This is a genomic window from Pandoraea sp. SD6-2 (genome assembly GCF_000389825.1).
Taxonomy (GTDB): Bacteria; Pseudomonadota; Gammaproteobacteria; order Burkholderiales; family Burkholderiaceae; genus Pandoraea; species Pandoraea communis.
In genome coordinates this window covers 20897-45773 of the sequence record NZ_KB944426.1, presented here as the reverse complement: position 1 = coordinate 45773, position 24877 = coordinate 20897, and the positions used below count along the sequence as shown (strand labels likewise).

Below are 24877 nucleotides of genomic sequence, written 5' to 3'. Positions count from 1 at the left end.
TGCCGTCACATTGAAAAATCGATGGGCTACCCGGTGGTATCGACGACGCCAGAAGGACACGAAGGTCCTCTGGCGCGTCTGAGAGATTTACGGTGATGTGCCGTCTTACGATGCTCGCGTCAACTCGCTCGCAGGCGAGCCCACCGTTGGCGCAACGGGTGTCGTTGTCGCCAGGGCTTTAGCTGCGAGTTGGGCGACGTGCATTGGCGTTTTTCCTGTGCCGTGTGCTATCTGCTCGCGACAACTGAATCCGTTGGTCAGAATGACGGTGTCTGCCGGCGCGTTGCGCACCAAGGGAAGCAGCTTGCTTTCAGCGATTTTCATCGATAGATCATAGTGTTTCGCACTAAATCCGAACGATCCCGCCATTCCGCAGCATCCCGTGTCGAGCAGTTCCCACGTCACGCCGAGCTTGTCCAGCAACGTTGTGTCTCCTTTCATGCCGAACAGTGACGTTTGGTGGCAGTGCCCATGCACGACCACTTTAGCGTCGAGCTTCGGCCAGTCGAAGTCTGCGCGGGCCACAAAATCCGAGAAAAGGAATGTCTGCTCCGATAGCATCTTTGCCATCGTGTCATCGGGCAATTGCTTGAGCAATTCGTCCTTAAAGACGGACAGGCAGCCGGGCTCCAGCCCGATGACGGGCACACCTGCCCGGACATCGCTTGCCAGTTCATCGACGGCGCTGCGCAGCAGTGACTTCGCCGCGTCCAGAAGTCCGTAGTCGTAAAGCGGACGGCCGCAGCACAACCGCTTGCGTGGTACTACCACTTCATAGCCGATCCGGGTCAAGACATCGTGTGCGGCCGTAGCGATCTCCGGAGAAAAGTGATCGTTGAACGTATCGATCCATAAAATGACCCGCTTGGACGGGTTCGAAACGTTGCGGCCTCTCGCCGCGCCTCGACGGCTCGCCAGCGCCCTGAACGTACGTGGTGCAAATGCAGGCAGATTGCGCTGGGGCGCGACGCCGGCAAACCATTTGCCGATACGAGCAAAGGGGGGACTTGAAATCAGGAAGTTCGTCAATCGCGGAAGACGACTTGCCAGGGGCGCCCATTGCCCGATTCTCCCCATGACCATCGCCTGCCTCGGACGCCGATGGTTTTCGTAGTAGTGTGAAAGGAACTCCGCCTTGTATGACGCCATGTCCGTATGCGTCGGACATTCCGACCGGCATCCCTTGCAGGCAAGACAGCCGTCGAGCGCTTCCTTCACTTCCCGGCTGTTCCATCCGTCCGTAATGACTTCGCCCTGGAGCATTTCCCAGAGCAGATGCGCGCGACCACGTGTGGAGTACATCTCCTCTCTCGTGGCGCGGAAGCTGGGGCACATCGTGCCGCTATCGAGCGACCGGCATTTTCCCATCCCGATGCACCGCTCGACTGCGCGTTGAAGGCCGTCTCCTTCCGGGCTGGTGAAGTTCAGTTTGGTCGTCAAAGTGACTGGCTTGTAAGACGGCCCCATCCGCAGATTCTCGTCGGCACGATAGGCGTTCACGACCTTACCCGGATTCAACCGGTTTGCCGGATCCCAGATAGCTTTGAATTCCTCCATCGCCCGCATGATTTCCGGGCCGTACATAATGGGCAGAAATTCGGCTTTTGCCTGACCATCGCCATGCTCGCCGGATAATGAGCCTCCAAAGTCGACAACGAGCTGCGCTGCCTCCCGCAGGAAACTTCGCCACGTCAACACGCCTTGCGCGGAGCGCACGTCGAAGCTAATGCGCGCATGAACACAGCCGTCGCCGAAGTGGCCGTAGAGAGAGGTTTCGTAGCCATAGCGGTCGACAAGCGCCTGAAACTGCCGAAGATAATCGCCAAGTCGCAACGGGTCGACCGCCGCATCTTCCCAACCGATCATCGGATCTGGCGTCGACGGGTCGATCGACAATGCCACAGCAGAAGCGCCGGTCTCCCGGATCGACCAAATCTTCTGTTGCTTCGCCCTTTCCTCGACGACGAACCCGGTGACGCCGGGGCCACCCCGGCCGGCCGAAAAGTACGCGTGGGCGTCGTTGGCCTGCCTGACGGCATCGGGCAACGTGTCTGCGCCGAACTCCAGCACAACCCATGCATCCCCTGGCGGCAACAACGCTATTTCGTCGGTCTTCAGCGAGCGCGCCTGCAGTCCGCGGATGATAGCCCGGTCGAGCCCTTCGATGGCTATCGGGGAGAAGCGATTGAAATGAACCACGGCGTCGGCCGCCGTATAGATATCGTGGAACCCGAGAACGAGCAGTACACGACATGACGGGCTATGCACGAGACGAACTTTCGCCCGAAGCGTGACCGCGCAAGTTCCCTCCGTGCCAACCAGCGCGCGCGCGACATTGAACCCATTCTCAGGCAGAAGCTGGTCGAGATTGAAGCCCGACACTCGTCGCTTTATCTGCGGGAACTCGGCGCGAATGCGCTTCGCGTACCGGTCTCGAAGATCGCGAAGCTTGCGGTAGATATCGCCGCGCCGTCCACCTTGCAAGATGATGTCCTCGAGTTGGGCTTCGGTCGTAGGCCCAACCCAGAACCGCGCGCCATCGTAAGTGGCAATTTCGAGCGCCTCGACGTTCTCGACCGTCTTGCCCGCCATTACGCTATGCGCGCCGCACGAGTTGTTCGCAATCATTCCGCCAAGCGTGCAGCGACTGTGGGTCGCCGGATCCGGCGCGAACGTGAGGCCGTGTGCCTCTGCCGCGTCGCGCAGGGTGTCGCAGACGACGCCAGGCTCAACGATTGCCGATCGACTCTCGGGGTCGACTGAGACGACCCGGTTCACGTACTTGCTTGCGTCCGCCACGACCGCCACATTCACGCACTGCCCGTTCTGCGACGTGCCGCCGCCGCGTGTCAGAAATGGAACATCCATTCTGCGACACACATCCAGTGCCGCTGCGAGGTCATCGACATCTGCGGGAACGACAACGCCAAGAGGAATCTGGCGATAGTTCGATGCGTCAGACGCGTAGGCGGCCTTTGACCCGGCATCGAAACGGACTTCGCCTCGAATCGCCGTCCGAAGCTCGGCTTCAACTGTCTGAAGCAAGCGCTTGCTTGCTTGAAAAGGAGTGGCTTCTTTCACGTCACTTGGCGCCGTTGGCGGTCATCTTGAAGATGCCGGTTGCATTGCCGGCATCGAAGCGCAGGTCGGTCTTCCAGGCTCGTTCTGCTTTGTCGAATTCGCGTTTGCGCGTGATGAATTCATAGAACGAACCTGGCACGTCCCGCGTTACGGTTTTACCGTCGGCGGACTTGAATTCGCGCTTTATCGTGTCTGCGCGATAGGCCGTTTGGAAAACCCGCCCCGAGCGGGACTGCTCAACATCCGGCTTCATCGGACGGCCCTTCGCCTTCTCGGCATCCGATAACGCGAACACGTCGTCTACGCGATCGGTGGCATGATTGAAGGCGTTTCCTTCCGTCGCGATCCACGCCATCTCGGCCGACTCTCGCAATAGCGTCTCATAGTCCACTTCGCTGGGATTGTCGTGCTGGCGGGCGAACGCGCCGACGATCACAGGCAACAGCGCCTGCGCCGTCGCAAGCGGCAGCGAGCCGTCGCGTTCGAGCTCCGACAGTTGCGAAACGGCAATTGGCGTCAGTGGGTCCTTCGATGATTCGAGAACGTTGGTCACCGCGGCTTGGAACGCCGGCGAGAATCGCTCGGGGTGCAACTCGCTGACGAAAAACTGCGCGATCTCATCGGGCGCATCTTCGTGCGCGTAAGCTCGGCCTGTCATCCCAAGTTTGTCCAGCGGATAGCGCCCATTGAGCCGGAATCCCAGCGGACGCAGAATTCTCGTGAAAGCCGCTTCCCCCGGCGGCAACGCTCCGTGATGCGGCCAGCGAACAGTGCGCAACGCACCGTGATCGAAATACACCGAGCCACCGTTCGCCACGGCTTCTGTCGTGTAGGCGTATCCGTTCGGCGAGCGTTGCAGCAGGTCGTCAAACAGTGCCATGTTCATGGCCTGAGCGAGTTCGGCGCGCGTGACCGTGCCAGCTTCCCAGTCTTGTATGGCGGACGGCATGTTGAGCGTTGAGAACAGGCGCTCGGTTTTCTCGAGGCCGAGGAGCTCCAGTAACAGCCGTTCTACGTTTGCATTGCGCATGACTACATTTCTCTCTGAAGAAACGCCGCACCGGGGCGAAGATGGGGTATCGGCGAGCCGTCGAGACCGAAGCGATCGCCACGCTTTCAATGATTGAACTTCGACACGCCTCACAAATCGATGCGAAATGTGACGCCATTTGGACGAGCGTTTATCCGGCGCTGCGACATCTGGGTGAATTTATATATTTAGGGTTCCGATATTTTTTGAAATCAGGTGATTTCCTCTCGGGTGTGCGAAAAATAGCACGGAGAAATCAAGTCATAAAGTGCAATTTTGTCGAGCATTTGTGCATTATTTGCACGTGTTTTTCTTGCGCGACGAACGTACAGTGACACCGTTCTAGCGCGGCTCTCTGATGATATTGTCTCGGGCCGGGGCGCGTGCTGACGGCGGCATGTCAACGCCGTTGGCGTGCTCCAGCCACAGGCTGCTGATTGACGATCACGATGACGCACGACATTGCCAGTCGTAGATGTTGGGGGGGAGTGCTCCGAATCGGATTCCGTCACGCCGTTTGGCATGTCGCCGCACGCACGCTATGCCTTGCGTCGACGGTGCCCGTAGTGAAGGTCGACGACGCCCCGAATGTGATAAATCATCTCTGCAACACCGATTGTCTCGTCGCGTCGCTCGAGTGCACTAAGCACACGAGAATGCTCGTCGATCGAATATTCGATCCAGTTCGGTGCACCGTATTCACGGCCGCGTGTCAGGCAACTCTTTTCATGTATGACCGTCAATTGCTGTAGCAGAAGTGCATTGCCCGCGCCCTCCGCGATTGTCAGATGGAACGCCGTATCAAGCGCCGAGAACCGCTGCAGATCGGCGCTTTTGAAGGCCTCGTTCTGTTCGGCAATCAGTTTTCGCAGCCGATCAATGAGGGAGTCGTCAGCGCGTTCTACGCATAGCCGCACGGCAGTCGCTTCCAGGCTCTCGCGTACTTCATAGAGGTCGCGGATATCGCTGGGCGTCAGCTCCTTCACTTGATAGAAGCGGCCATCGCGTTCGATGAGGCCATCATCGAGCAACTGGCGGAGTGCTTCGCGCACCGGCGTGCGGCTAACACCGTAATTTGACGCCAGTTCGACCTCCTGCACTGGAGTACCCGCCAGCAATCGCATTTCCAAGATGTCTTTTTTGATGCTCGTGTAAACGTTGCCGCCTAGCGGCCGCTGCCCCACAACTTCCGGGATCACGCCATTTTCAGACATTGCTTCCCTCGCTATAACCATTGGTCGGTCCATTCTTGCACATTGCGTGTATACCGAAAATATACAAGCAGCGTAAACGAGTAATTAAAACGCATTATTTTCGCTTGTTTTCTTTTTTCTTATTTGTAATTGTATACCCAGCGCGTTTGGAATACGCGCCGTCTCTGACAAAAAGGCCGACCATCAGTTAGGCAATCAGGGCTGCCGATATACATTGCTTGCATGCCGACCATGCCTTCGATTGCTTCGGAGTTCTATCGCCAATTGGCACGTTCGGTCACGCCTGATTGCTTCCCGACGGCGTGTCCTCGCCGCTCGCGCGATAGGCGTTTGCACTAACGACTCTGAAGAAGGACTTTGGAAATGAAAAAGCTGAGCAAGTTTTTGGTGGGCATCGCTCTGGTCGCGGGGGGTATCTCGAGCGGCGCCGCTAGCGCCGAGACATTGAAGGTGGGCTCAACGCCCACCGGGGTACCGTTCACCTTCCTCGACACGTCGACTGAAAAAATTACCGGCGTTATGGTCGATATCATGGCCGCGGTTGCCAAGGAGGCTGGTTACGACGTCACGACCGTGCCGCTTGCGTGGTCGGCGCTCATTCCCTCGCTTACGACGGGCAAGATCGACGTGATTGCTGCGGCGATGTTCATTACGCCAGATCGTGCCAAGGCTGTCGATTTCACCGACCCCGTTTATCAGTATGGCGAAGGGGTGATCGTGCCGAAGTCGGACACGAAGAACTATGTCAGTCTGGCCGATCTGAAGGGAAAGGTGGTCGGTGCGCAAATTGGGACACCGTTTCTGAAAGCGCTTCAAGATTCGGGGCTGTTCGCTGAAGTCAGGGTCTACGAGACGCTTCAGGATCTGATGCGCGACGTCAATACCGGCCGCCTGGATGCTGGCGTTGCCGACTTTCCGATTGTTGCCTATCAACTCTCGCACGGCGGCTTCTCCAACACGCGGCTCGTCACGAGCTATAAGGCTGTCATGCCCGGTCAAGTCGGTATCGCAGTTGCAAAGGGACACCCGGAACGCATCGCGAGGCTCAACGTCGCTATTGCCAAGGTCAAAGCCGATGGCCGGATCTACGCCATCGTGAAGAAGTGGGGATTCTGACATCCGGCTCGCCGGCGCGATTTTCGCGTCGGCCTTTGGGCCGGTTTGTTACGGGCACATTCCTGCGAGCTTCGGCAATAGGACCTTGATTCATGCAAAATTTTTTCCATTATTCAGTTGAATTCCTCCCGATTCTTCTGCGGGGGGTGAAGCTGACGATCGCCGTCACGGTCGGCTCGCTCATCCTCTCGACCCTGCTTGGCATGGTATGGGCGTTGATGCGCGTATCCGGGGTGCGCACGCTTGATCTCATCGCACGCTGCGTCATCAATTTTCTGCGTGGCGTGCCGATCATTGTCCAACTCTTCGTGATCTATTTCGTTCTGCCGGAGCTTGGCATATCGCTAAGCGCGCTGAATGCGGCGATCTTCGGGTTGGGTATAGCCTATTCGGCATATCAGGCCGAGAATTTCCGCGCGGGCATTCAAGCGATCGATAGGGGGCAGTTGGAAGCCGCTCAGTCGATCGGCATGCGCCACACGATGACGATGCGCCGTGTGATCCTGCCGCAGGCGTTCCGCATTGCGTTGCCGCCCTACGGCAACACCATGATCATGATGCTCAAGGATAGCTCGCAAGCGTCGACCATCACCGTCGCCGAGCTGGCAATGCAAGGCAAATTGATTGCCACTTCCACTTTTCAGAACGCGACAGTCTTCACGTTGGTCGCGGCACTCTATCTGGTGATGTGTATTCCACTGTTCCTGCTCGTCGGTCGGATGGAAAAGAAGCTCGGGAGCGGACGCAAATGATTGAGCTACAGGAAGTTCATAAGAGTTACGGCGCACTTCAGGTCATCAAGGGCGTGTCCGCCTCGGTATCAAAGGGTGAGGTTGTCTGCCTGATTGGGCCGTCCGGATCGGGCAAGTCGACTATCCTCCGCTGCATCAATGGCCTTGAGACATATCAGAGCGGCACGATTGAGATCGAGGGGCGCAGGATTGACGCGGCGCACCGGTCGATCGCGGAAATTCGCACGAACGTATCGATGGTATTTCAGCGATTCAACCTGTTCCCGCACCGAACTGTGCTTGAAAACGTCATCGAGGGGCCGGTATTTGTCAAAGGCGAGCCGAAGAAGGAAGCGATCGAGCGCGGACGTAGTCTGCTCGACCGTGTGGGCTTGTCCGCCAAGGAAAACGTATATCCGACGCAGTTATCGGGCGGTCAGCAGCAACGTGTGGCCATTGCACGGGCCCTTGCCATGCAACCCAAGGCGATCCTCTTCGACGAGCCAACCTCGGCACTGGATCCCGAACTCGTCGGCGAAGTCCTTGCGGTCATGCGACGCCTCGCCGACGAACAAATGACCATGATCGTGGTAACGCACGAGATGGGTTTTGCGCGCGACGTTGCGGATCGTGTGCTGTTCCTCGACGGGGGCATGATCGTGGAGCAGGGGACGGCCAAAGAAGTGCTGGGCAACCCGCAACATCCGCGTACTCAGGACTTTCTCAAACGAGTGATCGAGCATGTCTAATTTCAAGACGTCAAGCGTAGACGACCGAAGTCAGCTCGCTTCTCAGTATTCTGGATCCGGGACGTCCGGCAACCTTTTTCCCTTGGCTCCAGCATTGTGGGCCGATACGGCGGTGCCTGCCGTCTCCACGCCTGCGCTCGGCGAAAGCACAACGGCCGACGTTGCGATCATTGGTGCCGGCTACGCGGGCTTGTCGGCCGCCTACCATCTCGCCAAGCACGGCGTGAGCGTTGTCGTGCTGGAATCTCGCGAGCCTGGCTGGGGTGGTTCCGGGCGCAACGGCGGGCAGATTATTCCTGGCCTCAAGTACGATCCGGACGAACTGGAGGCAAAGTTCGGCGGTGAGGCTGGGCGCGCGGTGGTCGCTTTCGCGGGATCGACGACGGAACATGTGTTCAGGCTGATCGAGACCGAGAAGCTGGCGGTGCCGCACGTTCGCAACGGCTGGGTTCAGGGAGCCCACAATGAAAAGGCAATGAAAACGGTCGAAACGCGCATGAGTCAGTGGACACGGCGGGGTATGACGGGAGCCCGCCTTCTCGATGCCGCGGGCGTCCAGCGACTGCTGGGCACGAACGCTTACAAGGGGGGCTGGCTGAATCCCCATGGCGGCGGACTGCAGCCGTTGAGCTACGCGCGAGAGCTGGCCCGCGTGGCGATCGGCGCTGGCGCGAAGGTCCATGGCCTGACCCACGTGACCGGCTGGCGGCGTGAAGGCAGTGCGTGGAAGGTCGACACGAAGCAAGGGGCTCACGTGCTAGCAAAGACCGTGATGGTATGCACCAACGCCTACACGCGCGAGCTCTCCCCGCAATTGGCCAGCACGGTAATCACGCCGAACTCTTACCAGCTCTCCACGGTTCCGCTGACGGCGGAGCAGGCAGCGAGCGTGCTACCCGAAGGGCATGTATCGTCGGACACTCGCAATCTGCTGCTGTATTTCCGCAAGGATCATACGGGCCGCTTGCTCATGGGCGGACGAGGCCCGTTCCGTCAGCCCAGGTTGAAAAGCGATTGGGCGCATCTCGAACGCGCTGTCTGGAAGATGTTTCCGCAGTTGCAGGGAATTGCGTTTGACCATAGATGGTGCGGCCATGTGTCGATAACACGCGATTTCATACCACATCTGCATGAATCGGAACCAGGTTTGATCGTCAATATTGGCTGCATGGGCCGTGGCGTGGCGCTCGAAACGGCCATGGGAGCGGCGCTGGCTCGCTACTATGTCACTCGCGACGAGAGGGCGTTGCCCTTTCCCCTGACCCGGATCTCGCGGATACCACTCCATGGCCTGCAGCAGCTGTATCTTGCTGCGGTTGTCAGTTGGTATCGCATGCGCGATGCGGGGCTGATCTGAGTGCACGTCGCGGCAAGCTGACTTTTTTCGGTTCACCATCCCGTTCGGGAAGGGGACTCAGCCGCTGGGTGCCGAACCGGTCAGCGTTTCATAGACCCTTGTTAGCCGCGGATAGTCGCTAACAAAACCACATCATCGCCAGGACGGCTCGCCGAGGCATCGAGAAGAACGATCGACTTGGCGGGCGTCGTTGGGTTGTTGAGCGCGCACATGCCGGGCCAGACCCATCTCGCTTTGCTCTGTCTTGGTTGTCCCCTCATCCGCGCTCGACGTGTCGATGGGCTTTGTTTGCGGAGCCTGGCGCCGTAGCCTCGGCGCCGCTTCACATCCGCCACCCGCGACCTATACTTTTTGAATGATTTCGTTCGCGGAAAGGAGGCGCAACGGTGCTCAACGGACTTCGCGGAACATTGCGCGCAGTCATCCACACAAACCCTGCCTATTTCTTTTCGTACGAGGAGAAAATCATGGCTCGCAAATACATCGATTGCCGGGAATTCCCGAGCGAAACGAACTGCTCCGTCGCGCTGAGCGCCGATTCCGAAAGCGAGTTGCTGGAAGCGGCCGTGCAGCATGCGGTTACAGTTCACAAGCATGCCGATTCGCCGGAGTTGCGTTCACAACTGAAGACGCTTTTCCATGACGGCACCCCACCAGTAGAAGCGCCGCGTCGCGGGTAAAGCGCTCGCTGTCCGATTGACGAGCGTTCACATGACTCCCTCAATTGCCAACGCCTGATCCTCGTTGACCATAGCCGCCTATCGTCGCCGTGGCGACAATGCCTTCTTCACAGATTAGCGACGCAGAGTCACCGATGGCGACGCGTATTGTCGTCCTCTTTTGACGCGGGCAAAGCCTTCGAGATTTGTCGAGTCTCCCTGTGATTGCCTCGGATATGGTTCACACGGCATGAGGTGTTTCATGGCCAAGCTATCCAACAATGCAATCGAAGCACTAAGCGCGGCGACCAGAGGCCAGGTGTTGCGGCCGGGGGACGTCGATTTCGATCAGTCGCGACGTCTCTGGAATGCCATGATCGACCGCCGCCCAGCGGTGATCGTGCGCTGTGCCGGCGTTGCTGACGTTCGCCGCGCGGTGGCCTTCGCGCGCGATAACAACTTGCCGCTTGCCGTGCGCGGAGGCGCGCACAACATCGCCGGTACGGCGGTCTGCGACGACGGACTGATGATCGACCTGTCGCCGATGAAATCGGTGCGTGTCGATCCGGCTGCGCGTCGCGCCTACGTTGAACCAGGAGCCACGCTTCGCGATTTCGACCACGAAGCACAGGCGTTCGGGTTGGCGACACCGCTCGGTATCAACTCGACTACCGGCGTGTCGGGCTTGACGCTCGGCGGCGGGTTCGGTTGGCTCAGTCGTAAATACGGAATGACGGTCGACAATCTCATCTCGGCGGATGTCGTCACCGCCGACGGGGAACTGGTTCACGCCGCTGCCGACACGCATGAAGACCTCTTCTGGGCGATTCGCGGTGGTGGAGGCAATTTCGGCGTCGTCACGATGTTCGAATTCCGGCTGCACCCCGTGGGTCCGGAGGTGTTCGGTGGCCTTGTCGTACTGCCGATGGAGCAGGCGAAAGAGGCGCTCAAGAAATATCGCGTTGCCGCGAACGAAATGCCGGACACACTCTCCGTATGGGCTGTGCTGCGCCTTGCACCGCCGCTACCGTTCCTGCCGGAAGATGTCCATGGAAAACCGGTTGTCGCTTTTGCAAGCTGTTACACCGGCGCTCTCGAAGACGGCCCGGCAGCGTTAGAGGTCGTGCGCCGCTTCGGTACCCCATACGGAGAACATCTCGGCCCGATGCCGTATGCGATGTGGCAACAGGCGTTCGATCCGCTGTTGACCCCCGGCGCCCGAAATTACTGGAAATCGCACAATCTCGCCGAATTGCCGGATGGGTTGCTGGACGTGCTGATCGATGCCATTGGCAAGCTACCGTCGCCGCAATGCGAAATCTTCTTTGGGCAGATCGGGGGGCAGACAGCTCGCTATCCGGTGGATGCTACGGCCTATCCGAGCCGCGATACACAATATGTCATGAACGTGCACGGACGATGGGACGACGCGAACGACGATGCGCGATGTATCGCATGGGCGCGCGCATTTTTCGAAGCGGCCGCGCCCTTTGCGCTAGGTAGCGCGTACGTCAACTTCCTGACGCAGGACGAAGCGGAGCGTATCGGTGCCGCCTATGGTCCGAACTACGAGCGTCTCGTCGCAGCGAAAACCCGATATGACCCGCACAACCTGTTCCGTCACAACCAGAACATCAAGCCTTCCCATCGCTGACGTCGACGCGCCAGACGCATTGGGTGCGTCGATTACGCGCTACCGTTCTTTTTTTGGGGGGGCTATCTCCAGCGGCCAACGCTTCCCCCCCCCCACTTGCGAAACCGTATGTCAACGTCTCAGGAAAAGATCGCCTCGATATCCGGCGAAGCCTCCTTAATCACCCCGAAGTTCAACGTCGCCTCGATATGCTGCAGATGTTCAAGCATGCACGCGGCCGCGCGTGCTCCGTCGTGCGCTTCGATCGCGTCGATCAGATCGTCGTGCTCGTGATGCGGACAGGCCGGTGCGTTCGGTTTGTCATAGAGGGTGATCACCAGGCACGTGAGCGGCGCGAGTTCGCGCATCATGCGTACCAGAATCTCATTGCCGACCATCTCGGCGACCAATACGTGGAATTCCCCCGACAGCCGGATGATCGCCGGCCTGTCGTTGCGCTTGCGTGCGTCGCCTTCGAGCTTGACGTGTTTGCGTAGCGCCCGGACCTGTGCGGGCGTTGCCCGTTCGCTAAGGAGACGTGCCATCTCCGGCTCGATCATGCGGCGTGTGACGAACACGTCACGCGCCTGTTCGACGCTCGGGCTCGCGATAAACGCGCCGCGATTCGGCACCAGTGTGACGAGCCCCTCATGGGCGAGCTTGTTCAATACCTCACGTATCTTTGTGCGGCTCACGCCGGAAACTTCCGCAAGCCTTTCTTCGATCAGTTTGGTGCCGGGCGCGAGCCGATGTTCTAGCACCGCCTTCTGGATGCGCGCGTAAATCTCCTCGTTCGAATAAGGCGTTCGAGGTTCGGTGCTTCTGCTGGCGGGTGGCGTAGATGTGCGGGGCAAGATAGGTCTCGTCACTGGATGTCTGGGGCAATGATAGAACAATCGGCGATATTTTTGTGTACATAAGGACGTCTGACCATGACGGTACTCGCGGTCGCTTTGCCCCAACCTGGGAAGCGTGCACCGCGATGCAGCACCAGGCGCACCACCGCGAAACACTGCGGATGGAAGTGCCGCCACTTGCTCGGTCAGTGAACGCTTATTCGACTACGGCTCGTGCCGGGCATTTCGCAAAGCCTGCAAAGCGAATACATAGTCAATAAATTTTGCATACAAAACGTCATAATATTGTTGGCACAAATATTGCGTATGACTTCGGCACGCCACCCGGCGGACATATTCGAGGAGAAGCACCCATGTTTCGTCAAGCATTGCTCGTTGCCGCGTTTGTCGGCCTCGCCATCACGTCACCGGTTCATGCGCAGTCCAGCGGTGCGGCGCCGGAAGTGAAACTCGGTTTTGCGAAATGCGCGCAGTGTCTGTCGATGGCGCTGGTGCCGCAGTTCACGAAAACCGTGAAGATCGACGCCATCAACTTCACTTCCGGCAATGACGTGCTGACCGCGCTCGTCTCTCGCAGCGTCGACATCGCACAGGTCACGTATCTGCATTTCGTCACCGCGCTGGATCGCGGGCTCGACGTGGTCGCGGTATCGGGTCAAGTGAACGGCGGCTCTGCGATCGTGATGCGCAACGGGCTCAACCTGAAGCAGGACGACTGGGCAGGCTTGAAAAAACTTGTCGACGATGCCAAGGCGAAGGGCACGCCGTTGAAGATCGCCGCCTCGCGCGGCAACGCACAAGACCTGCACATGCGCGGCGAATTGCAGATGCACGGTATCGATCCGAACAAGGACGTGCAGTTCATTAACATCCCGAATCCGGCCGACCACGTGGGCGCATTGCAGCGCGGCGAGATCGATCTGGTCTGCTCGGTTGAACCGTTCGCGTCGCAGATTCGTTTGTCCGGCGCGGGCAAGCTCTTCAACTTCCCGTACGAGCAGGCCGCCGGCAAGCTCAGCAATCTGATCGTCACGCGCTCGGACATGATTAAGGATCACCCGGAAGAGGTGAGGGCGACGGTCGCTGCGGTGGTCAAGATGGTCGACAGTCTGAAGACCGATAAAACGGCCTGGCTCGATTCGATCAAGAAGTACACCGCGCTCGATAAAACGGTGGCCATCGAGTCGCTGAAGAACGCCTATCCGGACTACCACATGTACCGCACACAGACGGTCGCCATCGCGAAGATGATGAAGGATCTGCGCTACGTCTCGACGGATGTGACGGGCGGCATCGAAAAGAACATGAACTACACCTTTCTAAGCGAAGCAACCGGTCAGCCGAAGACGGCGTTGGGCTACTAAGTCAGGAGGACACTCATGTCTCGAGTTTCTGCCACGGGCGCATCCGCAAAGCCTGCTGACGCAGCCTTCGCCAACCGGAGAACCCAATTGGCGCTTACGTTCGCGAAGTCGGGCGCACAGGCGCGCGCCGGCTTCATCAGGTGCTTCGTGCCGGTCGTTCTGATCGTGTTCTGGGAAGTGTTTTCGCGCTCCGGAATCATTCCGGCCTCGTTACTGCCGGCGCCGTCGCGTGTGATCGTCACCTGGGCCGACTGGCTGTTTGCGACCGACGGGTCATCACAATCCTACAGCGGACGTTGGTTCTTCGACGCCGCAGCGAGCCTCACGCGCGTGTTGTCGGGCTACGCGATCGCCGCCGTGTCCGGCATCCTGCTTGGCATTGCGATCGGCTGGTGGCGCTGGGTCGAACAGGCCGTGGAGCCGACGCTGCAGATGCTGCGGCCGATTCCGCCAGTCTCGTGGATTCCGCTCGCGATCATCTGGTTCGGTATCGCCAACAAGCCGGCGATTTTCCTTGTGTTTCTCGGTGCGTTCTTCCCCATTCTGATGAACACGATCCACGGCGTGAAAGCCGCCGATCGCAACCTGATCCGAGCGGCCGCGATGATGGGTTCGACGCAACTGCAATTGCTGCGCTTCATCATCCTGCCGGCTGCGCTGCCGAGCATCTTCGCCGGCTTGCGCATCGCGATCGGCTCGGCATGGATGCTGACGGTGACCGCCGAAATGGTCGCGGTGAAGAGCGGACTCGGCTACGCGCTGTGGGACTCGTATTACTTCCTGCGTTACGACCTCGTGATCGCGGCGATGGTGAGCATCGGCCTGCTGGGCTACCTGTCCGATCTCGGCATGAAGCGCCTGATGGGCGCCGTGCTGCACTGGCAACACCGCGGCGCTAACGCCGGCCATCGCTGAACGCGAGCAATCGAAGGAGTCTGATCATGTCCTACGTCGAATTCGACGATATCACCAAGGTTTTCGCCGATGCGAAGCGTGGTACGAACCTCGTCACGCTCGATCACGTTTCGTTGAGTCTGGAGAAAGAGGCGTTGCTGTGCCTGCTGGGCCCGTCGGGTTGCGGGAAGTCGACCTTGCTCAATATGATCGCCGGTTTCGAGAAGCCCACCAGCGGCACGGTGCGCGTCGCCGGCCGCGCGGTGGATGCGCCCGGTGCCGATCGCGGCATGGTTTTCCAGCAGGCCACGCTGATGCCGTGGTTGCCGGTGTGGGAGAACGTCGCGTTCTATCACAAACTGCAGGGCCGCTCGAAGAAAGAGCGATACGCGCTCGCCCAGCCGTATATCGACCTCGTCGGCTTGACGGGCTTCGAGCATCACTATCCGGCGGAGCTGTCGGGCGGGATGAGTCAGCGCGTCGGCATCGCGCGCGCGTTGCTGCTCAATCCTGGCGTGATTCTGATGGACGAGCCGTTTGCCGCGCTCGACGCGCAGACCAAGTCGGAGATTCAGGAAGAACTCGTCACGATCTGGCAGAAGTCGCGTTCGACGATCGTGTTCGTCACTCACAGCGTCGATGAGGCCTTGCTGCTCGGCACCCAGGTCGCCGTGATGACGCATCGGCCCGGCCGTATCCGCGAGCTGATTCCGGTGGACTTGCCGCGGCCGCGCGATATCACGTCGCCGCGTTTCAACGATCTCAAGCGACACGTGCTGGCGCTGATCCGCGAAGAAGCCGCAGCGGCCAACCGGCTCGCGCGGGAGGCCGCCTGACCCGGATCGCTGGTCGCCTGTTCCAATAATCGAGACCATCAATCATTTGCATCGATCAACATGACTGCACGCATTCTGCTTGGCATGCTCACGCCGTCGTCGAATACGACGCTTGAGCCCGTTACCTCCTCCATGCTCGACGGGCTGCCCGAAGCGAGCGCCCATTTCGGTCGCTTTCGTGTCACGGAGATTGCATTATCGCAACAGGCGCTCTCGCAGTTCGACGACAGCGAAATTCTCGCGGCCGCCGAATTGCTGTCTCACGCGAAGCTCGATGTGATCGGCTGGAATGGCACCTCGTCCGGCTGGCTCGGTTTCGACGCCGACGAACGGCTATGTGAGCGCATCACTGAGCGCACCGGTATTCCGGCTTGCACCTCGGTGCTCGCGCTGAACGAAATCTTCACGATGACCGGCGTGCGCCGTTTCGGTCTCGTCACGCCGTATCTCGACGATGTGCAGGAGCGCATTATCTCGAACTACGCGACGAGCGGCTTCGAGTGCGTGGCGGAGCGGCACTTGCGCAAGCAGGACAACTTCTCGTTCTCCGAGGTGAGCGACGACGAAATCCGCCGCATGGTGCGCGAGGTCGCCGAGGCGAAGCCGGATGCGATCACGATCTTCTGCACCAACCTGCGGGGCGCACCGCTCGTCGAGGAACTGGAGCAGTCACTTGGCATTCCGGTGTACGACACGATTGCAACCGTGGTCTGGAAGGCGCTGCGCCTGACGGGCACGGATCCGTCGCGCGTGCGCGGTTGGGGGCGGTTGTTTACGGAGGTCGCATGAGCGATGACGTGTGCCTCGACCTCGTCGTGCGCAACGCCCGCATCGCGACGGGCTCCGACGTGTTCAACGCCGACATCGGCATCGCCAACGGCGTGATCGTCATGCTCGGCGCGCAGTTGCCACGCGGCGCGCGCGAGATCGACGCGGCAGGGCGATGGGTGCTGCCGGGCGGCGTCGACGCGCATTGCCATCTCGACCAGCCGACCGGAGACGGCTCTGTGATGGCCGACGACTTCGCAAGCGGCACGCGTTCGGCCGCCTGCGGCGGTACGACGACGGTGATTCCATTTGCCTGTCAGCAGCGTGGCGGCACCTTGCAGGCGGCCGTCGACGATTATCATCGGCGCGCGCAAGCGCTTGCGCTGATCGATTACGCGTTTCATCTGATCGTTACCGATCCTACGCCGGATGTGTTGGAGCGCGAACTGCCCGCCCTGATCGCGCGTGGCTATACGTCGTTCAAGATCTATATGACATACGACGCGCTCAAACTGAACGACCGGCAGATCCTCGATCTTTTGGCGATCGCGCGACGCGAGCGGGCGATGACGATGATCCATGCCGAGAACGCCGACTGCATCGCCTGGCTGACGGAGCGCATGCTGGCGCGGGGCCTGACGGCGCCGTCGTATCACGCGCTCTCGCGTGTGCCGGTGGTCGAGCGCGAGGCGACGCACCGGGCGATTTCCCTATCGGAAATGCTCGATACGCCTGTGTTGATTGTGCACGTATCCGGACGCGAGGCGATCGAGCAGATCCAGCAGGCGCAGTGGCGCGGTGCGCCGATCTACGCCGAAACCTGCCCGCAGTATCTGTTCCTGACCGAAGACGATCTCGCCCTTGAAGGCTTCGAAGGCGCGAAGTGCATTTGCAGTCCGCCGCCGCGCGATGCGGCGAACCAGGACGCCGTATGGCGCGCACTCGATCATGGTGTGTTCAGCGTTTTTTCATCGGACCACGCGCCGTTTCGTTTCGATGGCCCGCATGGCAAGAAGGCGTACGGCGAGCAAGCCACATTCGACAAGGTGCCGAACGGCATCCCCGGTCTGGAGACGAGGCTCGCGCTGCTGTTTTCCGAGGGCGTGCTGGCGGGGCGTATCGATGTGAACCGGTTTGTCGAGATGACATCGACCGGGCCGGCCAAGCTGTATGGCCTGCACCCGCGCAAAGGCACGATCGCCATTGGCTCAGACGCCGATCTGGTGATTTGGGACACGTTCGAGCCGCGTCCTATCCGCAATGCGGATCTTCATCATAACGTTGACTACACGCCGTATGAGGGGCGTCTGGTGCGCGCGTGGCCGGGCATCACGATTTCGCGCGGCGATGCCGTGTGGCAGCGCGATACCGGATTCGTTGCCGATGTGCCAGGGCGCGGTCAGTTTTTGCCGTGTGAACGGCCGGTGGCGTTACACCGGTCGCGACGTGAGCGGAAGACTGGGGGAAGCGTATTTCCGTGGCTTGAGGCGTTGGGGATGTAGGGGCCTTGGTCGTCCATCGCCGGCCATCATCGAAAATCACAGAAGACTGCGACCGTCGGGTATGGCCGGTACAGTTGTCAATTCGAATCGTCGAGTGATGGATGGTTTCGGGGCGGCCAGAACCGTCTGCGTTGGGCACTTATCGGCCAGTTTGAGACATTCGACACCGCCTCCTGAATCGTTGACAATCGACGGTGGTCCCGAGAGGTTGGTCGGTCTTGCGTCGCCCGTATAGGACGTTCGACATGCCGTCCCCGGTCTGGCATCGCAATCAACGTCAACGCATCTATGGAAAGCAAGCATCCTGTCGCCCTTGTCACCGGCTCGACCTCCGGTATCGGCGCCGCTATTGCCCGCCGCCTCTCGATGGACGGGGTTCTCGGTCGTCCTGCATTCGCGGAGTTCTTCGGCCGGGCACGCATTCGCCCGTGAACTTGGGGCGGCGGCCTACGTGCAAGCCGGTCTGGCCAATGACACGGACAGGGTCAAGCTGATCCACGACGCGATTGGCGTATGGGGGCGACTCGACGTTCTGGTCAATAACGCTGGCATCAGTCGAGTTATTCCTCATAACGATCTGGCGGCGGCCACGCCAGACGTCTGGCAGCAGTTACATGAAGTCAATGTTGTCGCGCCATTTCGCCTGGTAACCGAAGCACAATCGGCGCTGCGTGAAGCTGCCGCACGAGGAAGGCCGGGTTGTGTCGTCAACATAAGCTCGCACGCCAGAGTCCGGCCTAAGGGGGCGTCCATTCCTTACGCGGCGACCAAAGCAGCGTTAAACCACGTGACCCGCTTGCTCGCGCTTTCGCTTGCTCCAGACATCCGCGTGAATGCCGTCGCGCCCGGACTGGTCAAGACGCCGCTCACAGCGCAGTGGACGCAGGCGCAACAGCTATGGAAAGAACGTTCCCCTATGCGGCGGGCCGCTAGCCCCGAGGACATTGCTCAAGCAGTTTCTTTATTGGTTGCTCCGGATTATCTGACGGGGGAGATTCTGCTCTCGGATGGAGGATTGAACCTCACGTAGCCAAGTGTGTCGACCCACCAACTGCCTACCGGGCAAGTGGTTCGTCCACAAAGCGACGACCTGAGCCGAACGCCATCGGCTCGGTGCGCCGAAGCTGTGCCAGGAAAGGCTACGAGGGGTTCTGTCAAAATACCAGCCTAATCCTTCTGACCGATCACGGAATGGAACTCAGACAACTACGCTATTTTCTCAGTGTCGTGGAACACGGAAGCATGGGCAAGGCAGCGCTGGAACTCGGCGTGGTGACCTCGGCATTGAGTCAGCAGATCAGCCGTCTCGAAGGCGAATTGTCCACGCGTCTGCTGCAACGCACCTCAGGCGGCGTTGTTCCGACCGATGCAGGTTTGGCGTTCTGGCGTCAGGCGCAACTCGCACTGCGTCATGTCGACGATGCCGCGCTCGCTGCGCGCTCTGCCCGTCTGTCGGGCCACGTCAGCGTTGGCATGGCGCCGAGCACTGCGAGCGTGCTAGGTGTCGCATTCATGCAGGCCATGCGCTCGCGCTATCCCGATGTGCGGCTGCGCATGGTCGAAAGTCTCTCCGGCTATCTTGCGTCCATGTTGAGCTCGCGTCAGATCGATCTCGCCGTGCTGTTCCGTGAGGAGCCCGCGCAACGCTGGAGCGTGCTGCCGCTGCTGGACGAGCGGCTGTTCCTGATCGGCGCGGGCGATCTCGATGGCATGCCGGCGAGCGCGTCCGTCCGGCTGAAAAATCTCGGCGGGCTTCCGCTGATTCTCCCCAGCGGCACGCACGGGCTGCGCTCACTGTTGTTATCAGCGTTCAGGCGTGCCGAGTACGTGCCTAACATTGTTGCCGAAGTCGACGGCCTTGCGCTCTTGATGGACGTCGTTCGCGCCGGCATCGGCGCGACGATACAGCCGGGCGCGGCGCTCGCAAGGCCCGAGAACGTGGTACTGACGAGCGTGCCCGTCGCGGAGAAATACGCCACGCGGCCCAATATGCTCGCCAGCATCTCCGACGACGAGCTGTCTCCCGCGGGTCTCGCTGCGCGCGTGGTGCTCGCCGATGTCGCCCGCCACCTGGTGCAGGAAGGCCGCTGGCCCGGTGCGCGGCTGCGGGAGCCTCGGCCTTCACAAAAAGTGAAGACCCATTGATGGCTGGCTGGTAGCGACGCGGGCACGAGACCTTTACGATTTGTCCAAAAGGAGACAAGTCTGATGGTCGATGTGCTCGTAATCGGAGGAGGTAATGCCGCGCTGTGTGCCGCATTGATGGCGCGCGAGGCGGGCGCCTCGGTCCTGCTTCTCGAATCTGCGCCGCGCGAATGGCGCGGCGGCAACTCGCAACACACGCGCAATCTGCGCTGCATGCACGATGTACCGCAAGACGTTCTCGTCGACGCCTATCCGGAAGAGGAATTCTGGCAGGACCTGTTGAAAGTCACCGGCGGCATCACGAACGAGCATCTCGCGCGGCTGACGATCCGCGCGTCGTCGTCGTGCCGGCCATGGATGCGAAAGCACGGCGTGCGCTTCCAGCCGCCGCTGTCCGGTGCGCTGCACGTGGCACGCACCAACGCGTTCTTCATGGGGGGCGGCAAGGCGCTCGTCAACGCGTATTACCGCAGCGCCGAAGCGCTCGGCGTCGATATCCGCTATGAAACGCCCGTCGATTCGCTTGAACTTGATGGCAGCCTCTTCGTCGCGGCGCGCAGCGGCAGCCAGCGGTTCGAGGCGCGCGCCTGCGTGCTGGCGGCAGGCGGCTTTGAATCAAATCGCGAATGGCTGCGCGAAGCGTGGGGGCAAAACGAGCGCGGCGAATGGCCCGCCGACAACTTCCTGATTCGCGGCACGCGCTTCAACAAGGGCGTGCTCATCAAGCATATGGCCGACGCCGGTGCGGACATGATCGGCGACCCGTCTCAGTCCCACTGCGTCGCCATCGATGCGCGCGCGCCGCTGTATGACGGCGGCATCTGCACACGCATTGATTGCGTGTCGCTGGGCGTCGTGATGAATCGTGACGCCGAGCGCTTCTACGACGAAGGTGAGGATTTCTGGCCGAAGCGCTATGCAATCTGGGGACGGCTCGTTGCGTATCAGCCGGGGCAGATCGGCTATTCGATCATCGACGCGAAAGCAATCGGCCGCTTCATGCCGCCGGTGTTTCCGGGCGAAACGGCCGACACGCTGCCGGAACTCGCACGCAAGCTCGGGCTGCCGGAAGCGCGCTTCATGGAAACGCTCTCGCGCTATAACGATTCGTGCCGCGACGGCACCTTCGACCACACCGCGCTCGACGACTGCCACACCGAAGGCCTCGCGCCACCCAAGACGCACTGGGCGCGCCGCATCGAGACGCCGCCGTTCTACGGTTTTGCGTTGCGGCCAGGCATCACGTTCACGTATCTCGGACTAAAGACCAATGACCGCGCGCAGGTTCACTTCGGCGGCAAAGCCAGTGAAAACCTGTTCGTGGCCGGCGAAATGATGGCCGGGAATGTGCTCGGTAAGGGCTATACGGCGGGCGTCGGCATGTCGATCGGCACGGCCTTCGGGCGTATTGCCGGGACGCAAGCCGCGCGCGCCGCACGCAAATCAACGGAGGCAACCAGTGCAGCAGTCTGACCCGCTCGCGCCCGAACGCACGCGCACGGCGTTATCGGTCGATACGAAAAAAACTTCACACGGCAGCGCGGCGCGCGTGATCCCCATTGTGCAGATGAGCGCCAGCGAAACCGAAGTGGCACGGCAGATGCGGATCTGCAACGCCTGCCGCTACTGCGAAGGCTTCTGCGCCGTGTTCCCGGCCATGACGCGCCGCCTGGAATTCGGCAAGGCGGACGTCAACTATCTGGCGAATCTCTGCCACAACTGCGGCGCGTGCTATCACGCGTGCCAATACGCGCCGCCGCATGAATTCGGCGTGAACGTGCCGAAAGCGATGGCCGAAGTCCGGCTCGACACCTACACCGAATACGCGTTTCCCGCGTCGTTCGGCGCGCTGTACAAGCGAAACGGCCTGACGTTGTCGGTTGCCCTGGCGGCCGGGCTCGCGCTGTTTCTGCTGCTCGGTACGGCATTGCACGGCGGCTTGTCGGGCGATGTCGCGCCAGCGAACTTCTACGCAATCTTCCCGCACAACCTGCTCGCGGCGATGTTCGGCATCGTCTTCCTGTTCGCTATTCTCGCGCTCGGTCTGGGCGCCACGCGCTTCTGGCGCGACGTGTCGGCAGGAACGGCGAGCGCGCCAGCCGTCGCGGAAGCGGCCAGGAACGCGCTGACGCTCAAGTACCTGGACGGAGGCCACGGCGATGGCTGCAACGAAGAGAACGATGCCTTCACGCTGGCGCGGCGCCGTTTCCATCACCTGACGTTCTACGGTTTCATGCTGTGCTTTGCGGCAACCGCAGTCGCGACGTTCTATCACTATGCATTCGGTCTGGAAGCGCCGTATCCGTTTCTGAGCGTGCCGGTGCTGCTGGGAACGGCGGGCGGCGTCGGACTGATGGCGGGGCCGGCGGGACTGCTGTGGCTGAACCTGAAACGCGCTCCGGCGCGGGGCGATGCCCGTCAGCGTCCGATGGACCGCGGCTTCATCGCGCTCCTGCTTCTGACGAGCGTATCCGGTCTCGCGCTGCTCGCGCTTCGCACGACCTCGGCGATGCCGTTGCTGCTCGCGATTCATCTCGGCATCGTGATGGCGCTGTTCGCGACGCTGCCTTACGGCAAGTTCGCGCACGGCATCTTCCGCTCGGTGGCGTTGCTCAAATCGTCGATAGAGAAGCGGCAACGCGACACACTGGGCCTCAGTTCGGATTAGCAGTCACTCGGGCGCGTGGGCGCCCATCACCAAAGATAAGAATCAGGAGACGCAATGAACCGCACAGAACCGATCGCTGCCACATCCAGCGTTTCGCCCATGACGAGGGCTGCCGCCGTGTTGCGCGTGACCAGCGGCAATTTCATCGAACAGTTCGATTTCTTCCTGTTCGGTTTCTACGCGACATCGATCTCAAAGATATTTTTCCCGTCCACCAGCGAGTTCGCCTCGCTGATGCTCACCTTCGCCGTGTTTGGCGCGGGTTTTCTGATGCGTCCGCTCGGCGCGATCTTTCTCGGCACGTACATCGACAAGGTCGGGCGGCGCACCGGGCTCATCGTTACGCTGTCGATCATGGCGAGCGGCACCATTCTGATTGCTTGCGTGCCGGGGTACGAGACCATCGGCCTGCTCGCGCCAGCGCTCGTGCTTCTCGGGCGTCTGTTGCAGGGCTTCTCGGCGGGGGCGGAACTGGGCGGCGTGTCTGTCTATCTTGCGGAAATGGCAACGCCCGATAACAAGGGTTTCTACACAAGTTGGCAGTCGGCGAGCCAGCAGGTCGCCATCGTCGTGGCGGCGGCCATCGGTTACGGGCTGAACCAGTGGCTGTCCGCGCAGCAGATCGGTGCATGGGGTTGGCGCGTGCCGTTTTTCATCGGCTGCGCGATCGTGCCGTTCCTGTTCATGCTGCGTCGTTCGCTGCAAGAGACCGCAGCGTTCGAGGCGCGGCGGCATCATCCGCAGGCGCGCGAGATTTTTGCGATGCTGCTCGGCAACTGGCGCACCGTCATCGGCGGCATGCTGCTGACGGCGATGACCACCACCACCTTCTATCTCATCACCGTGTATACGCCGACCTTCGGGAAGTCGGTGCTGAAGCTGTCCACCTCCGATAGCCTGATGGTGACGCTGCTCGTGGCTGCATCGAATTTCGTCTGGCTGCCGATCGGCGGCACGATCTCCGACCGCATCGGCCGCAAGCCGCTGCTGCTGGCCATTTCCGTGCTGACGATCTTCACGGCTTATCCGGCGCTGTCCTGGCTCGCCGATGCACCGAGCTTCACGCGCATGCTGATCGTGCTGCTGTGGTTCTCGTTCTTCTTCGGCATGTATAACGGCGCGATGGTCGCCGCGCTCACCGAAGTGATGCCGGTCGAAGTGCGCGTCGCGGGCTTCTCGTTGGCGTTTAGTCTCGCGACGGCGGTGTTCGGCGGTTTTACGCCGGCGGTATCGACGTATCTGATTCAGGTCCTGCATGACAAGGCCGCCCCCGGCTACTGGCTGAGCTTCGCTGCGCTCTGCGGCTTGTGCGCGACGCTTGGGCTGTACCGTCGCCGCTCGGGCAGCAACGCGCCGGCGGCATCGTCGGCCTGATAGCTCATGTGCCCGGCGCGCACATCATATTGGTTACCGTGGGGGGGCTAGCCGTTTCGGTGTCGCGTCGAGTTCGCGAGATTGCCTCGGTCTGAGGATTCTTTCAACGAGTCGAGCGACGCCTTGACGACTCAGTAACCTGGGCAAATTGGCAAGGAGCCGGTTTTGCGTCCCGACAACGCGATGGCTTCTGTTACGGTCCACGGCCCGGAACGCATCCTGAATCACCTTGGCAATAGGCATTGGTGTCCCGACGGCCGCCTCCTGAGCGCCAACCACGTCAAAGAAGCCGGTTTGCGTCGCACCCGGACACAAGGCGACGACCCGGACCCCACGATGGCGGTTCTCCGCCCAAACAGCTTCGGAAAACGAAAGCAGGAACGCTTTCGTGGCACCATAGACTGCCATGTACGGGTCGGGCTGAAGTGCTGCTGTCGATGCAACGTTGACGACCACGCCATCCGATTTCGCCAGCATTCCCGGCAAGACAAGGTGCATCAACCCGACCGCCGCCACGCAGTTCACCTGTATTTCATCGCGTTGACGCGACAAAGGGATTGTTTCGAAGCGCCCGTATGCTGCAAAGCCAGCGTTGTTGATCAATACATCGACGATTGTCCCTGATGCTTTGATGTTGTCGGCGATTGCGTCTACCGCACCGGATGCGCTCAGGTCGGCAGTCAGAAAATCTGCTTCGCACGCAAAGTCGCGTCGCAATTCTTCCGTGAGATCGCGCAGCTTGTCGTGCGAGCGTGCGACCAGCAGAAGTTTGGCGCCCCGTTCTGCTAGCGCGTATGCAAATGCCCGTCCGATCCCGGATGATGCACCAGTGACGAGTGCGGTCTTTCCGCGAAAGTCGAAGTGAGTGGTCATGACGTGCTGAAGGAGTGAAAGACGAG

Annotated in this window: 20 protein-coding genes and 1 pseudogene; 16 read left to right on the top strand and 5 right to left on the bottom strand. The window is 60.6% G+C overall.

Features of this window, described 5'->3' with window-relative positions; all coding sequences use genetic code 11:
* Positions 1 to 105: 105 nt before the first annotated feature.
* The 3 genes from C266_RS04935 to C266_RS26030 form a co-directional block, all read right to left on the bottom strand.
* Positions 106 to 3081: an FAD-binding and (Fe-S)-binding domain-containing protein gene (locus C266_RS04935; RefSeq protein WP_051126143.1), complete on the bottom strand. Its 2976-nt coding sequence runs from the start codon at positions 3079 to 3081 to the stop codon at positions 106 to 108.
* A gap of 1 nt (position 3082) precedes the next feature.
* Positions 3083 to 4111: a DUF1338 domain-containing protein gene (locus tag C266_RS04930; protein WP_010806140.1), complete on the bottom strand. Its 1029-nt coding sequence runs from the start codon at positions 4109 to 4111 to the stop codon at positions 3083 to 3085.
* 539 nt (positions 4112 to 4650) lie between these two features.
* Complete coding sequence (locus C266_RS26030) at positions 4651 to 5325, bottom strand: GntR family transcriptional regulator (protein WP_010806139.1); 675 nt, start codon at positions 5323 to 5325, stop codon at positions 4651 to 4653.
* A gap of 363 nt (positions 5326 to 5688) precedes the next feature.
* Between C266_RS26030 and C266_RS04920 the strand changes: the two genes are divergently transcribed.
* The 6 genes from C266_RS04920 (at position 5689) to C266_RS04895 (ending at position 11591) form a co-directional block, all read left to right on the top strand.
* Complete coding sequence (locus C266_RS04920) at positions 5689 to 6441, top strand: ABC transporter substrate-binding protein (RefSeq protein ID WP_010806138.1); 753 nt, start codon at positions 5689 to 5691, stop codon at positions 6439 to 6441.
* A 92-nt stretch (positions 6442 to 6533) separates the two neighbouring features.
* Positions 6534 to 7193 (top strand): amino acid ABC transporter permease, encoded by a 660-nt coding sequence (locus tag C266_RS04915; protein WP_010806137.1) that lies wholly within the window; start codon positions 6534 to 6536, stop codon positions 7191 to 7193.
* Complete coding sequence (locus C266_RS04910; RefSeq protein WP_010806136.1) at positions 7190 to 7921, top strand: amino acid ABC transporter ATP-binding protein; 732 nt, start codon at positions 7190 to 7192, stop codon at positions 7919 to 7921. The genes C266_RS04915 and C266_RS04910 overlap by 4 nt, the downstream gene beginning before the upstream one ends.
* Entirely contained in the window at positions 7914 to 9278 is a 1365-nt protein-coding gene (locus tag C266_RS04905) for an FAD-binding oxidoreductase (protein WP_081636159.1), read from the top strand. Before C266_RS04910 ends, C266_RS04905 begins: the two co-directional genes overlap by 8 nt.
* A gap of 467 nt (positions 9279 to 9745) precedes the next feature.
* Positions 9746 to 9958 (top strand): DUF1059 domain-containing protein, encoded by a 213-nt coding sequence (locus C266_RS04900; protein ID WP_010806134.1) that lies wholly within the window; start codon positions 9746 to 9748, stop codon positions 9956 to 9958.
* A 241-nt stretch (positions 9959 to 10199) separates the two neighbouring features.
* On the top strand, positions 10200 to 11591 hold the full coding sequence (locus C266_RS04895; RefSeq protein ID WP_010806133.1) for an FAD-binding oxidoreductase: 1392 nt from the start codon (positions 10200 to 10202) through the stop codon (positions 11589 to 11591).
* Between the two features lie 119 nt (positions 11592 to 11710).
* Here C266_RS04895 and C266_RS04890 read toward each other — a convergent pair whose 3' ends face one another.
* Positions 11711 to 12424 carry a GntR family transcriptional regulator gene (locus C266_RS04890; protein ID WP_036661588.1) on the bottom strand — a complete coding sequence of 238 codons (714 nt, stop codon included), beginning with the start codon at positions 12422 to 12424 and terminating at the stop codon, positions 11711 to 11713.
* Between the two features lie 356 nt (positions 12425 to 12780).
* Here C266_RS04890 and C266_RS04885 point away from each other — a divergent pair, with 356 nt between their 5' ends.
* The 10 genes and pseudogenes from C266_RS04885 (at position 12781) to C266_RS04840 (ending at position 23978) form a co-directional block, all read left to right on the top strand.
* Positions 12781 to 13791, top strand: coding sequence for an ABC transporter substrate-binding protein (locus C266_RS04885; RefSeq protein WP_010806131.1), 1011 nt, complete (start codon positions 12781 to 12783; stop codon positions 13789 to 13791).
* A 15-nt stretch (positions 13792 to 13806) separates the two neighbouring features.
* The gene (locus C266_RS04880) at positions 13807 to 14706 is read left to right on the top strand and encodes an ABC transporter permease (protein WP_081636158.1); all 900 of its coding nucleotides are present in this window, start codon (positions 13807 to 13809) and stop codon (positions 14704 to 14706) included.
* Positions 14707 to 14732: 26 nt separating this feature from the next.
* Positions 14733 to 15521, top strand: coding sequence for an ABC transporter ATP-binding protein (locus tag C266_RS04875; protein WP_010806129.1), 789 nt, complete (start codon positions 14733 to 14735; stop codon positions 15519 to 15521).
* 60 nt (positions 15522 to 15581) lie between these two features.
* Positions 15582 to 16310, top strand: a complete 729-nt coding sequence (locus tag C266_RS04870; protein ID WP_010806128.1) for an aspartate/glutamate racemase family protein — start codon at positions 15582 to 15584, stop codon at positions 16308 to 16310.
* Entirely contained in the window at positions 16307 to 17791 is a 1485-nt protein-coding gene (hydA, locus tag C266_RS04865) for a dihydropyrimidinase (RefSeq protein ID WP_010806127.1), read from the top strand. The genes C266_RS04870 and hydA overlap by 4 nt, the downstream gene beginning before the upstream one ends.
* A gap of 288 nt (positions 17792 to 18079) precedes the next feature.
* Positions 18080 to 18821, top strand: a pseudogene (locus C266_RS04860) (SDR family NAD(P)-dependent oxidoreductase).
* 161 nt (positions 18822 to 18982) lie between these two features.
* The gene (locus tag C266_RS04855) at positions 18983 to 19936 is read left to right on the top strand and encodes a LysR family transcriptional regulator (RefSeq protein WP_036661586.1); all 954 of its coding nucleotides are present in this window, start codon (positions 18983 to 18985) and stop codon (positions 19934 to 19936) included.
* Between the two features lie 63 nt (positions 19937 to 19999).
* Positions 20000 to 21409 carry an FAD-dependent tricarballylate dehydrogenase TcuA gene (gene tcuA, locus C266_RS04850; protein ID WP_010806123.1) on the top strand — a complete coding sequence of 470 codons (1410 nt, stop codon included), beginning with the start codon at positions 20000 to 20002 and terminating at the stop codon, positions 21407 to 21409.
* The gene (gene tcuB, locus C266_RS04845; protein WP_010806122.1) at positions 21396 to 22604 is read left to right on the top strand and encodes a tricarballylate utilization 4Fe-4S protein TcuB; all 1209 of its coding nucleotides are present in this window, start codon (positions 21396 to 21398) and stop codon (positions 22602 to 22604) included. The genes tcuA and tcuB overlap by 14 nt, the downstream gene beginning before the upstream one ends.
* A gap of 54 nt (positions 22605 to 22658) precedes the next feature.
* Entirely contained in the window at positions 22659 to 23978 is a 1320-nt protein-coding gene (locus tag C266_RS04840) for an MFS transporter (protein ID WP_010806121.1), read from the top strand.
* Positions 23979 to 24011: 33 nt separating this feature from the next.
* On the opposite strand, the gene C266_RS04835 is transcribed toward C266_RS04840, so the two are convergent.
* On the bottom strand, positions 24012 to 24851 hold the full coding sequence (locus tag C266_RS04835) for an SDR family oxidoreductase (RefSeq protein WP_010806120.1): 840 nt from the start codon (positions 24849 to 24851) through the stop codon (positions 24012 to 24014).
* Positions 24852 to 24877 lie beyond the last annotated feature (26 nt).

What these genes read in the sequence shown, in the direction of transcription:
- C266_RS04930 (WP_010806140.1), bottom strand. Translation starts at nt 4,111, where the DNA reads ATGCGCAATGCAAACGTAGAACGGCTGTTACTGGAGCTCCTCGGCCTC.
- C266_RS26030 (WP_010806139.1), bottom strand. Translation starts at nt 5,325, where the DNA reads ATGTCTGAAAATGGCGTGATCCCGGAAGTTGTGGGGCAGCGGCCGCTA.
- C266_RS04920 (WP_010806138.1), top strand. Translation starts at nt 5,689, where the DNA reads ATGAAAAAGCTGAGCAAGTTTTTGGTGGGCATCGCTCTGGTCGCGGGG.
- C266_RS04915 (WP_010806137.1), top strand. Translation starts at nt 6,534, where the DNA reads ATGCAAAATTTTTTCCATTATTCAGTTGAATTCCTCCCGATTCTTCTG.
- C266_RS04910 (WP_010806136.1), top strand. Translation starts at nt 7,190, where the DNA reads ATGATTGAGCTACAGGAAGTTCATAAGAGTTACGGCGCACTTCAGGTC.
- C266_RS04905 (WP_081636159.1), top strand. Translation starts at nt 7,914, where the DNA reads ATGTCTAATTTCAAGACGTCAAGCGTAGACGACCGAAGTCAGCTCGCT.
- C266_RS04900 (WP_010806134.1), top strand. Translation starts at nt 9,746, where the DNA reads ATGGCTCGCAAATACATCGATTGCCGGGAATTCCCGAGCGAAACGAAC.
- C266_RS04895 (WP_010806133.1), top strand. Translation starts at nt 10,200, where the DNA reads ATGGCCAAGCTATCCAACAATGCAATCGAAGCACTAAGCGCGGCGACC.
- C266_RS04885 (WP_010806131.1), top strand. Translation starts at nt 12,781, where the DNA reads ATGTTTCGTCAAGCATTGCTCGTTGCCGCGTTTGTCGGCCTCGCCATC.
- C266_RS04880 (WP_081636158.1), top strand. Translation starts at nt 13,807, where the DNA reads ATGTCTCGAGTTTCTGCCACGGGCGCATCCGCAAAGCCTGCTGACGCA.
- C266_RS04875 (WP_010806129.1), top strand. Translation starts at nt 14,733, where the DNA reads ATGTCCTACGTCGAATTCGACGATATCACCAAGGTTTTCGCCGATGCG.
- C266_RS04870 (WP_010806128.1), top strand. Translation starts at nt 15,582, where the DNA reads ATGACTGCACGCATTCTGCTTGGCATGCTCACGCCGTCGTCGAATACG.
- hydA (WP_010806127.1), top strand. Translation starts at nt 16,307, where the DNA reads ATGAGCGATGACGTGTGCCTCGACCTCGTCGTGCGCAACGCCCGCATC.
- C266_RS04855 (WP_036661586.1), top strand. Translation starts at nt 18,983, where the DNA reads ATGGAACTCAGACAACTACGCTATTTTCTCAGTGTCGTGGAACACGGA.
- tcuA (WP_010806123.1), top strand. Translation starts at nt 20,000, where the DNA reads ATGGTCGATGTGCTCGTAATCGGAGGAGGTAATGCCGCGCTGTGTGCC.
- C266_RS04840 (WP_010806121.1), top strand. Translation starts at nt 22,659, where the DNA reads ATGAACCGCACAGAACCGATCGCTGCCACATCCAGCGTTTCGCCCATG.
- C266_RS04835 (WP_010806120.1), bottom strand. Translation starts at nt 24,851, where the DNA reads ATGACCACTCACTTCGACTTTCGCGGAAAGACCGCACTCGTCACTGGT.